The organism is Paludibacter sp. 221 (genome assembly GCF_010501035.1).
Taxonomy (GTDB): domain Bacteria; phylum Bacteroidota; class Bacteroidia; order Bacteroidales; family Paludibacteraceae; genus QVMH01.
In genome coordinates this window covers 1-12973 of sequence record NZ_QVMH01000009.1, presented here as the reverse complement: position 1 = coordinate 12973, position 12973 = coordinate 1, and the positions used below count along the sequence as shown (strand labels likewise).

At 37.6% G+C, this 12973-nt stretch carries 12 protein-coding genes; 8 read left to right on the top strand and 4 right to left on the bottom strand.

What is annotated here, in order from left to right:
* Positions 1–164: 164 nt before the first annotated feature.
* The 4 genes from D0T49_RS03445 to D0T49_RS03430 all read right to left on the bottom strand — a co-directional run bounded on the left by D0T49_RS03445 (position 165) and on the right by D0T49_RS03430 (position 2798).
* On the bottom strand, positions 165–1061 hold the full coding sequence (locus tag D0T49_RS03445) for a hypothetical protein (RefSeq protein WP_163629194.1): 897 nt from the start codon (positions 1059–1061) through the stop codon (positions 165–167).
* Between the two features lie 432 nt (positions 1062–1493).
* Positions 1494–2063, bottom strand: coding sequence for a rhomboid family intramembrane serine protease (locus D0T49_RS13190; protein WP_163629193.1), 570 nt, complete (start codon positions 2061–2063; stop codon positions 1494–1496).
* 47 nt (positions 2064–2110) lie between these two features.
* Positions 2111–2479 (bottom strand): HAD hydrolase family protein, encoded by a 369-nt coding sequence (locus tag D0T49_RS03435; protein ID WP_163629192.1) that lies wholly within the window; start codon positions 2477–2479, stop codon positions 2111–2113.
* A complete protein-coding gene (locus tag D0T49_RS03430) occupies positions 2463–2798 on the bottom strand; it encodes a hypothetical protein (protein WP_163629191.1) in 336 nt (111 codons plus the stop codon). The genes D0T49_RS03435 and D0T49_RS03430 overlap by 17 nt, the downstream gene beginning before the upstream one ends.
* 133 nt (positions 2799–2931) lie before the next feature.
* Here D0T49_RS03430 and D0T49_RS03425 point away from each other — a divergent pair, with 133 nt between their 5' ends.
* From D0T49_RS03425 to D0T49_RS03390, 8 genes are all read left to right on the top strand, one after another.
* Complete coding sequence (locus D0T49_RS03425; RefSeq protein ID WP_163629190.1) at positions 2932–3711, top strand: hypothetical protein; 780 nt, start codon at positions 2932–2934, stop codon at positions 3709–3711.
* A gap of 34 nt (positions 3712–3745) precedes the next feature.
* Positions 3746–5092, top strand: a complete 1347-nt coding sequence (locus D0T49_RS03420) for a DUF5309 domain-containing protein (RefSeq protein ID WP_163629189.1) — start codon at positions 3746–3748, stop codon at positions 5090–5092.
* A gap of 74 nt (positions 5093–5166) precedes the next feature.
* Positions 5167–5607 (top strand): hypothetical protein, encoded by a 441-nt coding sequence (locus D0T49_RS03415; protein WP_163629188.1) that lies wholly within the window; start codon positions 5167–5169, stop codon positions 5605–5607.
* Between the two features lie 79 nt (positions 5608–5686).
* The gene (locus tag D0T49_RS03410) at positions 5687–6388 is read left to right on the top strand and encodes a hypothetical protein (protein WP_163629187.1); all 702 of its coding nucleotides are present in this window, start codon (positions 5687–5689) and stop codon (positions 6386–6388) included.
* 47 nt (positions 6389–6435) lie between these two features.
* A complete protein-coding gene (locus tag D0T49_RS03405; RefSeq protein WP_163629186.1) occupies positions 6436–7818 on the top strand; it encodes a hypothetical protein in 1383 nt (460 codons plus the stop codon).
* A gap of 106 nt (positions 7819–7924) precedes the next feature.
* Positions 7925–8563 carry a hypothetical protein gene (locus D0T49_RS03400; protein ID WP_163629185.1) on the top strand — a complete coding sequence of 213 codons (639 nt, stop codon included), beginning with the start codon at positions 7925–7927 and terminating at the stop codon, positions 8561–8563.
* 98 nt (positions 8564–8661) lie between these two features.
* Positions 8662–11211, top strand: a complete 2550-nt coding sequence (locus D0T49_RS03395; RefSeq protein WP_163629184.1) for a glycosyltransferase — start codon at positions 8662–8664, stop codon at positions 11209–11211.
* Between the two features lie 58 nt (positions 11212–11269).
* Positions 11270–11824 carry a hypothetical protein gene (locus tag D0T49_RS03390; RefSeq protein ID WP_163629183.1) on the top strand — a complete coding sequence of 185 codons (555 nt, stop codon included), beginning with the start codon at positions 11270–11272 and terminating at the stop codon, positions 11822–11824.
* Positions 11825–12973 lie beyond the last annotated feature (1149 nt).

The window sequence follows — 12973 nt, the reverse complement described above, 5'->3', positions numbered from 1 at the left end:
AACTGTTTTGAATTTTAAATAAGTTGTGTTTTCATGTAAAAAGAGACTAGCTTGTCGGGAGACAAGCTAGTTTTGTATAATGCAATTACGGCAGTATCCCAAATTTTGTGTAAACTGTAAAACAGGTAATCGGATTCGGACAGTGCCTCCTTTACATTTTCAGATTACACATTTATGTTAGTATTATTATCTTCTCTTAATTTTTCTTTCTCCATATCTTTTTTAACATTAAGCTTTTTTAATTTATTTCGCTTATAATAATTTTCAATGTATTTTGAAAACATAGTAAATAAGAGAGAGATAATTCCTCCAAGCAAAGTAGCAATAACGAGATTTCGTGTCTCGTGTTTCGAAGTGTTGTCTGTCCTTTCCCCTTTTATATAAACATAATCCAAAAAATCGTTATCCGATTCAGAATATACTAAACTCTCATCAAAAAGCTGTTGATAGGGAGGAAATGTTTCAATATCGAAGTTAAAAGGTGCTTTGATTAGGAATCCCTGTGTCCCTCTTGGAGTATCATCAAAGCAGGTATAATTCATTTCTATCTTAAATTTTTTTTCATTTATTCCAAAAAAATTTCCTTTGTACCTGTATAATATTGTGTGTTCTCGATGTTCGCTCAAATCAACGTCAATAGTTAATTTACTTTCAAATTTATTTTCATGAAATTCAGTGCTATAGTAGTATTCTTTAAGATGATAAGTAATACACTCATCTTCTAGAACCCAATATATCGGAAAATTATCAGTTATTACGATTGCATCCTTAATTACCATATCTTCCCCTCTGTCCTTTTTTTCTCTCCATATTATGCTATCCATTTCATATTTTAATGCATGATATTTTAAATCCTCTCCATTTCCATTAAATTCAAGGCTAAATGAACGGTAAGTTAAAGATAGATTATTACCATGAGCCATAATAAAATGCTTATTTTTCAGAACATAAATTTCATGATATGGGTTTATAACAAATAAATATAATATAGCAATAACTGAAATGTTAAGTATAAAAACAATTAAGAAATGCTGTTTGATATAAGTAATTAGGTTTTTCATGTACATTTTTTTACAAAAATAAATGATTATCATTTTATTTATTTTTTTTAACATGTAATGTGAGCGATGAAAAAACAATTCCGAGTAATAAGCAAATTAAATGTAGTCCGAAGGCGCTGTTTTCTTTGAAAAAACTTAGAGTTAAGCTGAGTGTAAGACAAACAAGAAAAATATAGAAGTTATTAAATCTTTTACAGAATGTGAGCAGTACGGTTTCTTATAAAACTAGTCATTGGTGATAATTTCTTTTTTGATGTAGGTTTTATTGTAACAGCTATATTATATTCATCATAATTATCAATAACATATAAACACAATTTGTTATTTATGTCATAAATTATGTTGGTTATACCTATACCTCCAGCAATGAATTTAACTTTATAATTAAATTTGGTTTTATATACTCGTTTTGCTGTTGGCTTACGCGTGATTTCAGTTCTTTTGATTACTTCGAAATGTGAGCAGTTGATTTTCATTTGACTTTTTTTTAGTAAATATATTAAGAAGCATAGACAAAATACATGCAGATAGCATACATATTAAATGTAATGAAAAGGCGCTGTTTTCTTTGAGGAAACTTAGAGTTAAGCTGAGGGTAAGGCATGCGAGAAAAATGTAGAAGTTGTTTTTTATTTTAATCTTCCGTGTTATCGCGTCAGATAGCACAAGCCCAATATATATACCTGTCATCGCGTAAACCATGCCGCTTGCACCGACGAGAGGAAGCCCCCCTAAGTCCCCCCTAAGGGGGGATAATAAGAGAAAGGAGGCAAGAACGGCTATCAGCCATGAGCTAAAAGCTAATAATTGAGGTTTTATTCTTTTTTGTAGTACACGGAAGAACATAAAAAATGAAATGGAATTTAGGATTAAGTGCCAAAAATTAGCGTGCTGGAATGAGTATGTAAGATGCGTCCACCATGAAGAAGAGGAGGTAACTCCAAGCTCCAACCCCCAGAAACAGTATACTATAATGAAAATGAATATAAAGAGATGTTTCATATATTTTAAAGCTTAGAGAATCAAGAATCAAGAATCAAGATTGATTTTTATTTTTTCAGATTATTATATTCAGCTTCCACCCTTTCGATTTCTTCTTTGCATTTGTTCCATCCCGGGAAGCCTCCCACGTTTTTATCATCGATGTACATGTGCGCATATACTTTGCGGCTATTGCTGTTGTATTTGGCTGTATTGGTTGGTTCGTTGTCGTTGATGCGGTGAAATTTTATATCGTTATTCAGCAGGAAATTAACAGCGGAAGTAAGATGCAGGTCGCAACGACATGTCCAAATGATAATATAATGCCCGGTATCATATAACGAATTGATGACCTCTTTTGCTTTGGGCAGGAGAGTACCTATTTCGGGAAATTTGTTCTCTACAATAGTACCGTCGAAATCAATGGCTATTATCATTATTTGCTCTTAGTTTAAGTTGTTTGTTGATGATACGTCTGATAGTTTTTTCATGGAGACAATATTCGGGTTGATTATTGAATGTATAATATATAGCTTTATTTACATCCTTGATTTCCAAAAATTTAAGTTTGAAAACTTTATATATTTCCTTTGAATGTTCCAATTTTAAATTGCTTTTTCCATTATAAACGATATTCCTTATTCTTTTCAATGAAAGAAAACTTGGTAATTTTTGTTGAGCAATTTCATCAAAGTTTAATTTTTTATTTTCCCATAAATATAAAATATATGTATCTCTTTCTGTTGTATTTTTCATAATAGCAGTTTTAAACTACAAATGTAGTATTAAATCTACAAATAATTCTCATCTTGGGCAAATAATAATTTAAAAAAATCATTCATTTGTATTCATTTAAGAATAATCCAAATCAATACAAAGAACAAGATTTATGGAAGATGCAAAAATTCAAGTTCAAGCTACAGAGCAGCCAGAAGAAGGACAGACACCAAGAGGCCGCGCCGCTTTTTTAGAAGCATATAAAAAGTACAATCCGGATATAGCAGATGAGCCGGATGATGATTCTCTTTTTGACTTTGGCCGTATAGGGTTGACGGAAAGAGATGAGCTGAAAGGGAATTATGAGCGAATTAACGGCGCAAACGAGCGATTGTCTGCTGTTATCTCGGAAGACCCTCGTTTTGCTCAGTTTATTGCAATGGTAGCTAACGGTGAAAACTTGATGTATGCACTAGGTAAAACCTTTGGTAACCTTATAGACCAAGTGAATGATGACCAGTTGGAGGAGCTTCGCAAGGGACAAGAGGAATACAAATCAAATTTCACTCGGATAAAAGATAACTTCAATACCTATGAAAATGATTTGAAAACTTATGCAGAAGAAAACGGCTTGGATGAAGAAGCCATTAATGAAATAAATGAAACCATTTTAGATATAGCCGAGGCTTTCATGGAACGTTCAATCTCTCGCGATATCATTGAAATTGTCCACAAAGGATTAGACCATGATGCGGATAAAGAGGCTGAATTGGAAGCAGCCAGACTTGCGGCTAAAAATGAGGCCATTGAGGAAATTAAAAATAAAAAGCAGCCTGCAGATACAATGCCGGATTTGACAGGACAAAAATCGAATAAGAAAACATCATCTCCTGAAAGATACGCTAATAAAATAACTAATGTAGCAGATGCCTTTGTGGAAAGAGATGTGTAAAAACTAACATCAAAATTAAAATAAGACGAAAATTATGAAGAAGATTTTTGAAAAAATGAGAAACAGCGGACTGTTTTTGTTCGCCATTATGTTTTTCTGCTCACTGTTTGGGATAACGGGAGTAGATGCTATGTGTGCAGACTCCGGTACAGTAACATACGGAGAAGCCCTTTCGTTAGAAATGGCCAATGAGCAGTCGCCGGATATTGTAAGAGCAACAATAGAACGTGAGGTCGTAGTAATAAAGCCACACTTAGCCCCTCTCTACACTATTGCAGCAAATCATGGACGAACGAAAAAAGGAACAAACCCCTTAATTGAATACCACGAAATTGAAGCTCAAGGATTAACAACAACATTGGCGACCGCATATGTAGGTTCGGGAGCAGTTCAGGATGTAGTTGATTTGACAGACAATAAATTGATTGCCATAAACCAAACCTTATTCTTTAAGAATATTGATGGATATAAAGAGGATGGAGCAACAGTTGACGGATGGTTTCAGGCCTACGTAAAAGATAAGGATAATACCGGGAAACCGATTATTGTGCCAGTCAATGGAGTACAATCCGGCGCATCCGATAATACCATTCCTTCTATCGCAGCCGGAACCATTGTAGTGAGAGGTGCAAGAACCGGTTCGGAAAAGCAAAGCCGGACAGCTCCACTGACAGCCACTCCTACAAAAAAGATACAGTATATGCAAAAAATGATACTGGAAACAGAGGAAACTACTTTCTTCAGAATATCCAGTACAGGAGCAGATGCAAAATGGGATAAAACTGAATTGACAGATTATGCAATTTTCGAGCATAAGATGACTGCTGAGGCTGACATGTTGTTAGGTAAAAAACGTAAATTAAAGATTGCCAATAAATTTAATGGAGATAAAGAAGAGGATACCTATTTCCAAGAAGGTATCTGGTGGCAAGCAGGAAAGGATTTCTCATTGCCACGAAATGCAACATCAGCCGACTTAATTTCTATGATGAAAACTATTTTTGTCGGGAATAAATCAAGCAATACAAAGACGCTTTTAGCAGGTGCAGATGTCATTGAAACCCTTAATAAAATAGAATACAATCAGGTTATATTTCCCGGTAAACCCGGTCAAGTTTTTGGGCTTGATGTTCAAAAGATTATTTACGGACAATATACATTATTTGTTTGTGCGGAGCCAGCATTTGAGGATGTTGACATGGCAGACTGCGCATTGGTAATTGATGATACTTATTTAATTAAATATAAGCACGAATGGCGTTCCATTCCATTAGACAATCTAAAGTTAGGGCAATCGGATAGTAAATCACAAGTATATATTGACACTTTCGGTTTGGTGTTGCAGAATGAATATGCTCACGCCCGCATTCAATTAATTTAAAGAAACAAGCAAGTAGTATCTTCTTTAGAGCGGTACTACTTGCTTTTATTTAATAACCGAATAAAATAAATAAAATGAAAAGATATAGTTTTAAGACATTAGGCGGAGAACATACGCTCCCGATTGAAGTAAGTGGAGCTCGTCAATATATAAAATTTAAAAAGGCATATCGAGATGCAAAACTGGCATTGTTTGAGACAAGCGATGAAAAAATTCAGAAAGGAATAGAAGAATCTGACTTATTTAAAGCCGGACGAATAAAACTTGTGTTCAGCGACCAGAACGGGCAAGTGAAAAAGACAAAGAAAGGAAAAGAAGGAGAACCTGTTAATAGTAATGAAGGAGAACCAAAAGAATATCCTGAAGTAAGCACGTTCCAACAAGCAAAAGATGTATTGTCGGGAGAGCCTTACGATATTCCTGCAACAAGTCCCGATGTAAGTACTCCGGAAAAGATTTTTGCGAAAGCAGCCGAATTAGGCGTTTCATTCCCTAACCTGAAAAAAGAAGACTAAGTAAGACAAAAAAGAGAACAAAGGCTGTCAGGTCAGTAAAGGCTGACAGCCTTTGTTTTATTAAATAAACTCCGGCAGAATGAAGAAAGTAGATTTTATAAACCGCGTAATGCTTATAATGAATGAGGCAGATATGTCTACCAACAAAGGACTGTCATTGCTCGGTGCTGATATGGCACAAGTGGACCGTTACATTGAGGGCAGTTATGCTGATGCGTGGCGACGCTGTATAAAAGTAATGCCCCGTACATGGTTTGAGAATAAATCATTCAGTAATTTACTTCCCATTCCGGATTTATCGTATAGTACAGGATATGTAGTGCTTCCGGATGATTTTTATTTGTTGACTTCCTTTAAAATGGAAGGTTGGCAAAAAGCAGTTTTTGAGGCAACGATAGAAGATGAGAAGGTATCGTCTATTCAATCCAACGAGTGGACTAGAGGTAGCGCAATCCGCCCTGTTTGTACTATTTCTAATAAGTCAATAGGGAATGAAGTGAAACAGGTATTAAATTATTATTCATTGTCGCCATCAATGGTTGAACATAGAATAGAGCAGGCTATTTATGTCCCGATAGCAAAACCTCTGAAAAATTATTCCCCGAATGAAGATATAAAACTAAACGAGCAACTTATAGAGCCTATTGCTTATTTATGTGCCAGTACCGTATATACCATGTTTGAGAAATACGACCTTTCAAGAGCATTGGAACAACGTGCTATTGAAATGTATCCGGGGTTACAGGTTGTAAGAGGGAATAATGTGGTAACAAAGCAGTGATTAGTAACTAGCTACTAGTGACTAGTTGGGAGTATAAAGTTAAGAATATGAATAAATGCAGAGAAAATAAAAAACAGGCATATTGCGAGGAGCTAAAAAAGATTCCGGTACTCCAGTATCTAAAGCCTCCAGTGAATGTTATCAATGATTTGTATGTACGCTACCCAATGGGAGGAGAGTATGGTTGGTTTGCTTTGGTTGCAACCCCCAAGAACATTGCTTACTGGAACAGCGACCTGCGTAAATGGGAATATCTGATTGACAGTATAAATAATGATAGTGTATTGTCTGATTTGAACCTGAAAGCTGCGGAATGGATGGCAATGAATCCGGGACAGCCCAACCCCTTGCAGGGGGACACTGCCGGCTTTATTAGTTGGTTGAGCTCCTTACGCCTTCCGAGCAATATCTATATTACCGGGAAAGTGATGTTTACTGATTTTCCATCAGCTATTTCAGGTAAAGAGGCGGTGCTTGAAGGGGTTTATACCGAACCTAATTTTGCTGTAATAACCGTAACAAGCAGCGATATATTGCCAACTTCGTATATCTGGAATATCAGAAGAAGTGTTTGGGAATCTCCGTTGTCTTCTTTAAAGAACGGTATAAGAACCATCAGCGGTGTGGCTGACGATGCCCTGAATGCCGCAAATAGTGCTACAGCTGATATTGTAGATATAAAAGGCGGTTTAAATGCCAATGCCAATTTTACCAGTGTGTGGGGAACCGGTAGTGATACAATAGCCGATGGTTTATCGGGTATTTCGGGCTTATCGGTAGCTATTGAGAAAGATAGATTTAAACTTATCACTGTGTCGGGAAACTTGGATGAGTTGAAAGATACCGTTTCCGAAATTAATTCAGTAAAAATTCCACGCATAACCGAAGATTTAGGTCTTGTAACGGGGATGCTTGAGGAGGTTTCGGGAGCTGCACATAGTATTATTTCCGGATTTGAAAACGGTTATGGTAGTAGATTCAAAGATGTTTGGGGTGTTGACAATCCTGATGCTGCAAGAGGGCTGTTCAATATCGACCAACTAGATAGAGAACTACGCTATACATCAGGAATTGCTTTTGCAACATCGGGAGAAGTGAATAACATCGTTTCCGGTTTTACTTCTGGGACCAGTTCTAATTATTATTATGGTGCTCGTTTCATGGATGTTTGGGGCGTTGAAGATTCAAAATCGCTTGGAGGACTTATGAATATCAGAGAGCTGACAGAAAGTTTACATAACGTTTCGGGAGCTGCACACAGTATTATTTCCGGATTTGAAAACGATTATGGCGACCGTATGTCGGATGTTTGGGGCGTTGATAATCCTGATGCTGCAAGAGGGCTATTGAATATCAACGGACTAAATGCCGCTCTTATGGCTGTTAGTGGTAAAGCATGGGCTTTGGAGCGGAAAATAGCTAGTAGTTAGTAGTGACTAGTGGGGTAAAAGTTTGAATAAACCGAAGCACCGTGTCTTGGTGTCTCCGTGTTTAAAGAATGATAATTAAACATTGATAATTAACAATTAATTTATTATGAAAAAAAGATTTGACGAACTTACAGAACAGGAAATATTGGCATTAAACGAGAGTGATATAAATACTCTTATAGATGCAGAAGCCATTGAACAAGGCGTGAAGATACTCTCTAAACCAACAAAGCCGGAACTGACTGAAATAGCGGAGCAGGATGTTACTTTGTTTAACATACAGGGTACGTCGCTGTATTTCTTGAATGCTGAGGAAGCGAATACAGTTGCAAACTATCTGAAAGCATGCAGCTCTCTGAAGGATATAAAAATGGATGTATCGGCAGGCATTACGAAGATTGAAAAAGAGGCAAATATGGCATTTGCATTGAAAGAGGAAAAGTGCTATTCGGCAGAACTTTTTGAGTCTATCAAAGAGGCTAAAAAGGCAAACTCGGCAGCTCAAAGTAAATACCAAAGCCTGTTGAAAGAGTATAATGATGAAAAATCGAAGAAAGACAAAATAGCTGCTTCTATTCGCAAAAAGACGACGGACGTAAAAAATAAGTATGCTGAGATGGAACGGTTGAAAAGCATCTTTACCGAGAATTACCTCCCGGTAGCCGAAACCAAAGAGAAAGCAATGGAAGCATTTAAAAAGGCTTTTGAGATTTCGGAAGAAACGGAGGGGTATGTTTTAGGGTAAGTAGTGGGTAGATAGTAGTGGGTAGTGGGTAGCGAGGAATCAAGAAATAAAAAATAAAAAATACTAGTAACTCGTAGCTAGTAACTTGTAACTATATTATGTGTGCAATATCCATAATAATGCCGGCTTTCAATGCTTCTTCTTTTATAGGAGAGGCTATTGAAAGCATTTTACAGCAATCGTATGACAGTTTTGAATTTATCATAGTGGATGATGGTTCGACAGATGATACCGTAGAGATTATACAGGCCTACAGGGATAAGCGAATACGATTGCTGCTAAATGGTGTAAACAAAGGGGTTGCTTTCTCCCTTAACCGTGGTATTAAAAATGCCAAAGGCAGATATATTGCACGGATGGACGCGGACGATATCGCATTGGCTGAACGGCTAAAGGTGCAGTATGATTTCATGGAGGCACATGCGGATATTGACATTTGCTCGTCGTGGATGTTTGCAGGGGATAAGGTGGCAGCTTCGGGCAAAGAGCTTATCGAAAATCCCCTGTATGTTTTAGCCGAAAGAAACTTTCTTTTCCATCCTACTGTGATGATGCGGAAAAGTTTTCTTGAAGAACACCATTTGTGCTACAACGAGGATTACCCCTGCGCGGAGGATTACAAACTATGGGTAGAAGCGGCTAAAAAAGGGGCAAAATTTTACACCATCCCTCAAGCCCTGATACATTACCGCCTGTCACCTACGCAGGAAAGCCAACGTAAAAAAGAGATAATGTCGGCTACTGCCGGCCGTATACAGGATGAAGTGAAAGCGTATCTATCGTCGGAAAAGGTTTCGGTAATCATGCCGGTATTCAATATGGAGAATACGGTTGCAGAAGCTATTGAAAGCATTTTACAACAAACGTACAATAACTTTGAGCTAATCATAGTGGATGATTGCTCGACGGATAAAACCGTTAACGTGGTTGAAACATTCACGGATAAGCGTATCCGTTTAATCAGGAATGATGAAAGAAAGGGTAACTATGTAAGGCGTAATCAGGGGATAGACATCGCTAAAGGCAAATATATAGCTGTAATGGACGCGGATGATATTTCGCTTCCCGGACGTTTTGAAAAACAAATAAGATTCCTTCGTGCAAACTCCGATTATCTTGCTGTAGGGTCGGATATTGTATATTTCAGCAAAGAGGGAGTATCGTCCCCGCAAAAAAAACTGACACAGTGGGAGGACATAAAAGAGTTCCTGAAAAAAGACAATCCCTGCACACACCCAAGCCTGATGGTAAGGAGTGATGTATTTACGCGTTATGGTATTCGTTACGATGAAAGGTACTTGTATTCTGCCGATTACAATTTACTGATAGATATAAGCAAACATGGTAAAATAGCTAACCTGCCTGATGTGCTGTTGAAATACAGGAGCGATAATGTGGATAAAATAAGCCTTTCGAAACAGAAAGAGCAGCGTGATTGCCGCAACTTAATCCGTAAAGAGCAATTCGGTGATACGATAAATCTTTTTATCCTGAGCATACGCAATCAGAATCCGTCGGGCGTGGTGCGGTATATTGAACAGCTAAAAGAGGGATTGAAAAACCACCCGAATGTAGAAGTGCATACAATCACATTTTTTCAGGGTACACGGGAGCTGGTATTCCGTCCTGAAGGGAATGATTTCACCGTGTATTATCCACCCCACAAAGGGGATATGCTACAAAAGCATCCGGCATTTATCTACGACCAGCTAAACCATCTGTTTGCCGGAAAAGAAAACATCATCCTGCACCTGCATACTCTGAACCTGATTGACTTGGCTGTATACATCAAGGCTCAGATAGCGGAGTGCAGGATAATATCACACCTGCATTGCATACCGTGGAAGGGGTTGTACAATAGCAACCGTAAACGGTTTAATGAGCTATACAAAAAAAGTATTGAGGCGGGGATTGACGATAGTTTTATAACGACTGATTATGAAAGAAAGACCTATACTCATTCGGATAAAGTAGTTTGCGTGACCGAAAATGCGAAACGATATGTGAAAGATGCTGCGGGGGTTGACAGTATTGTAATACCAAACGGAATTGAGGACGCAGGAGACGGATTTCAGCGGTCGTTTAAAGATAAGGAGGTGTTTGATATTTTGTATGTTGGGTCGCTCAATGCGGGTAAAGGTATATTCTTTATTCACGAGGCAGTAAATAAAGTAGCTGCTGCAGGTTATAAAGTACGGCTTAACATTGCGGGTGCTTACGATGAAAAACTGAAACATCACTTTTCGCAAAGCAGCTATGTAAAGTTATTGGGCAATATCCCTTTCGACCAGCTCAGAGAGCAATACACGCAAGCCGATTGCGGTATTATAGCTTCGCTTCAAGAACAATGCAGCTATGCGGCTATCGAGATGGCTATGTTCGGGCTTCCTATTATCACTACTGCGGTTGATGGGTTGGATGAAATGTTCACAGGCAAAACCGCAATAAAGATAAAACCTTTGTTTTCTGAAAATTTCAGCCTGTACGTTGATACGAATGAACTTGCAGATAAGATTATCGGGCTGATAAATGATAAAGAAAGAAGAAAAGAACTGTCGGAAAATGTCCGAAAATTATATGAGGAGAGATTTGGTGTTGAGGGGATGGTTGAAAAAACGGTAGGGGTGTATAGGGAGGGGGAGAATTGAGTTTTAGGGGTAAGAGATAAGAGATAAGAATTAAGCAATAATTAAAAACTAATATATTATGATTATAATAATCACTAATGACGAGACAAAAACCTATTCTTTACAGAAAGACAATCAAGGTGTGTGGTATGGAGCGTACGGAGATATGTATGCCAGAAGGACTAACAGTATTATCTATTTCTACAAACAAGGAAACAATGCGCGGATGGAGTATGAAACGTTTGAAAACGGCGTGGAGGTTGACGGTGAAATGCTTACTCCTGAAAATGCAGAGGAAAAATTAAGGAAACTTTTTAACTCCGGAGGGTCGTCTCCGTTACCAACGCCTATAAATCAATCTTCTGATTTAAACTCAACGCTCAACGGAGCATCCATCATTACCGGAAACGAAAACATAGTGTTGACCTTGACTGGAGATACCCCTACACCCTTTCATTGCGACATTACTAAATATGGTACAGGTACAGTTGAAATAAGTTGTGCTGCCGGCTTTACTCTTAACCGTGAGCATACCTCTCTTATTATTCCCGACATAGACCAAGCTGTTGCCATTGTTCGGGTAAGTGATACGGATTTCTCGGTTATAGGCCTATATGAATATCAGGAGGGGTAATTATGAATAGATTTGGAGTAATAGCATCGCAAAAGCGGTTTAAGCCATCGGACTTGCCGGGATTAATCCATTGGAGNGATTTTTCACGGAAGAATAATCAATCTGCTGACAGAGATAGAGCAACCGACCTAAGCGGTAATGGCACAGACCTTGCGCTGAATGGTTTTGCTTTTAGCCAAATGAGTGGATACAATGGTTATCTGGAAAACTTCAATACATTTGGAAACTCCCGTCCTGATTACATAGAATATCTCGAAAAGACAGATAGCTTATTGAAATACCGTCCTTATAAAACAGGTGCCATCAATACCTACCAAATATACGGTACCTCTATCAACTTTAAAGCAAGGGTTACCGGACTGGATGCCAATAGGGATGCAGTATTGAATTTATTTGTATATTATCGTTTACCGGATGGTGGTTTTTTTTATATCACGGAGGATGGTATCTATGAGTTCAATTTTTCGACCGATATAGCAGGAGGTACTTACTATCAGATAAATACAAATTTCTCTTTAAAAGAAGGCCATACAGTCGACGAGATAACCCCTATTACCATCGAACAGATACCCGAATATCCCGGAGCATTGGTATTTGACGGGGTGGATGATTTCGCACATTCCATCCCACCCCTTGCAGGCAACTGGACTGATTTCACAATATTTATGAAGTGTGATATGTTACTTACTGATGAAGAAGCAGAAAGCTTGCCACTTTCTCCTATTATGGTTATTCCAAACAGCACAACACTTGATGCGCGAATTGTTTTTAGTATTTACAAACAGGCAAACACTGCAAACTGGTATATCAATTCGAGAGGAACCAATACCCAAAAACCATTATCATCTTTTAAACAGATAAATGTGGCAACTCCCGATTCTTTTAATGGCGATAGTATTGTACAAGGAAGCAATACAGAAGAATCTCCGACACTTTATATAAGTCGGACGTATTATGCGAATCGATTCGTTAAAATGGCTCTTTACGACCTGATTATCTACAATCGCACATTATCTCAAGCGGAAATAGACAAAGTAGTAAAATATTTAAAGAGTAAATAGTTAGTAGTTACAAGAATTAATAATTAAACATTGAACATTAATAATTATTTTATATGAAATACATTATTATCCAAACAAAAGAATTGGA

Excerpts from the sequence above, each read along its gene's own strand:
- D0T49_RS03435 (WP_163629192.1), bottom strand. The coding sequence starts at position 2,479 with ATGATAATAGCCATTGATTTCGACGGTACTATTGTAGAGAACAAATTT.
- D0T49_RS03415 (WP_163629188.1), top strand. The coding sequence starts at position 5,167 with ATGAAAAGATATAGTTTTAAGACATTAGGCGGAGAACATACGCTCCCG.
- D0T49_RS03390 (WP_163629183.1), top strand. The coding sequence starts at position 11,270 with ATGATTATAATAATCACTAATGACGAGACAAAAACCTATTCTTTACAG.
- D0T49_RS03425 (WP_163629190.1), top strand. The coding sequence starts at position 2,932 with ATGGAAGATGCAAAAATTCAAGTTCAAGCTACAGAGCAGCCAGAAGAA.
- D0T49_RS03430 (WP_163629191.1), bottom strand. The coding sequence starts at position 2,798 with ATGAAAAATACAACAGAAAGAGATACATATATTTTATATTTATGGGAA.
- D0T49_RS03395 (WP_163629184.1), top strand. The coding sequence starts at position 8,662 with ATGTGTGCAATATCCATAATAATGCCGGCTTTCAATGCTTCTTCTTTT.
- D0T49_RS03445 (WP_163629194.1), bottom strand. The coding sequence starts at position 1,061 with ATGAAAAACCTAATTACTTATATCAAACAGCATTTCTTAATTGTTTTT.
- D0T49_RS03410 (WP_163629187.1), top strand. The coding sequence starts at position 5,687 with ATGAAGAAAGTAGATTTTATAAACCGCGTAATGCTTATAATGAATGAG.
- D0T49_RS13190 (WP_163629193.1), bottom strand. The coding sequence starts at position 2,063 with ATGAAACATCTCTTTATATTCATTTTCATTATAGTATACTGTTTCTGG.
- D0T49_RS03420 (WP_163629189.1), top strand. The coding sequence starts at position 3,746 with ATGAAGAAGATTTTTGAAAAAATGAGAAACAGCGGACTGTTTTTGTTC.
- D0T49_RS03400 (WP_163629185.1), top strand. The coding sequence starts at position 7,925 with ATGAAAAAAAGATTTGACGAACTTACAGAACAGGAAATATTGGCATTA.
- D0T49_RS03405 (WP_163629186.1), top strand. The coding sequence starts at position 6,436 with ATGAATAAATGCAGAGAAAATAAAAAACAGGCATATTGCGAGGAGCTA.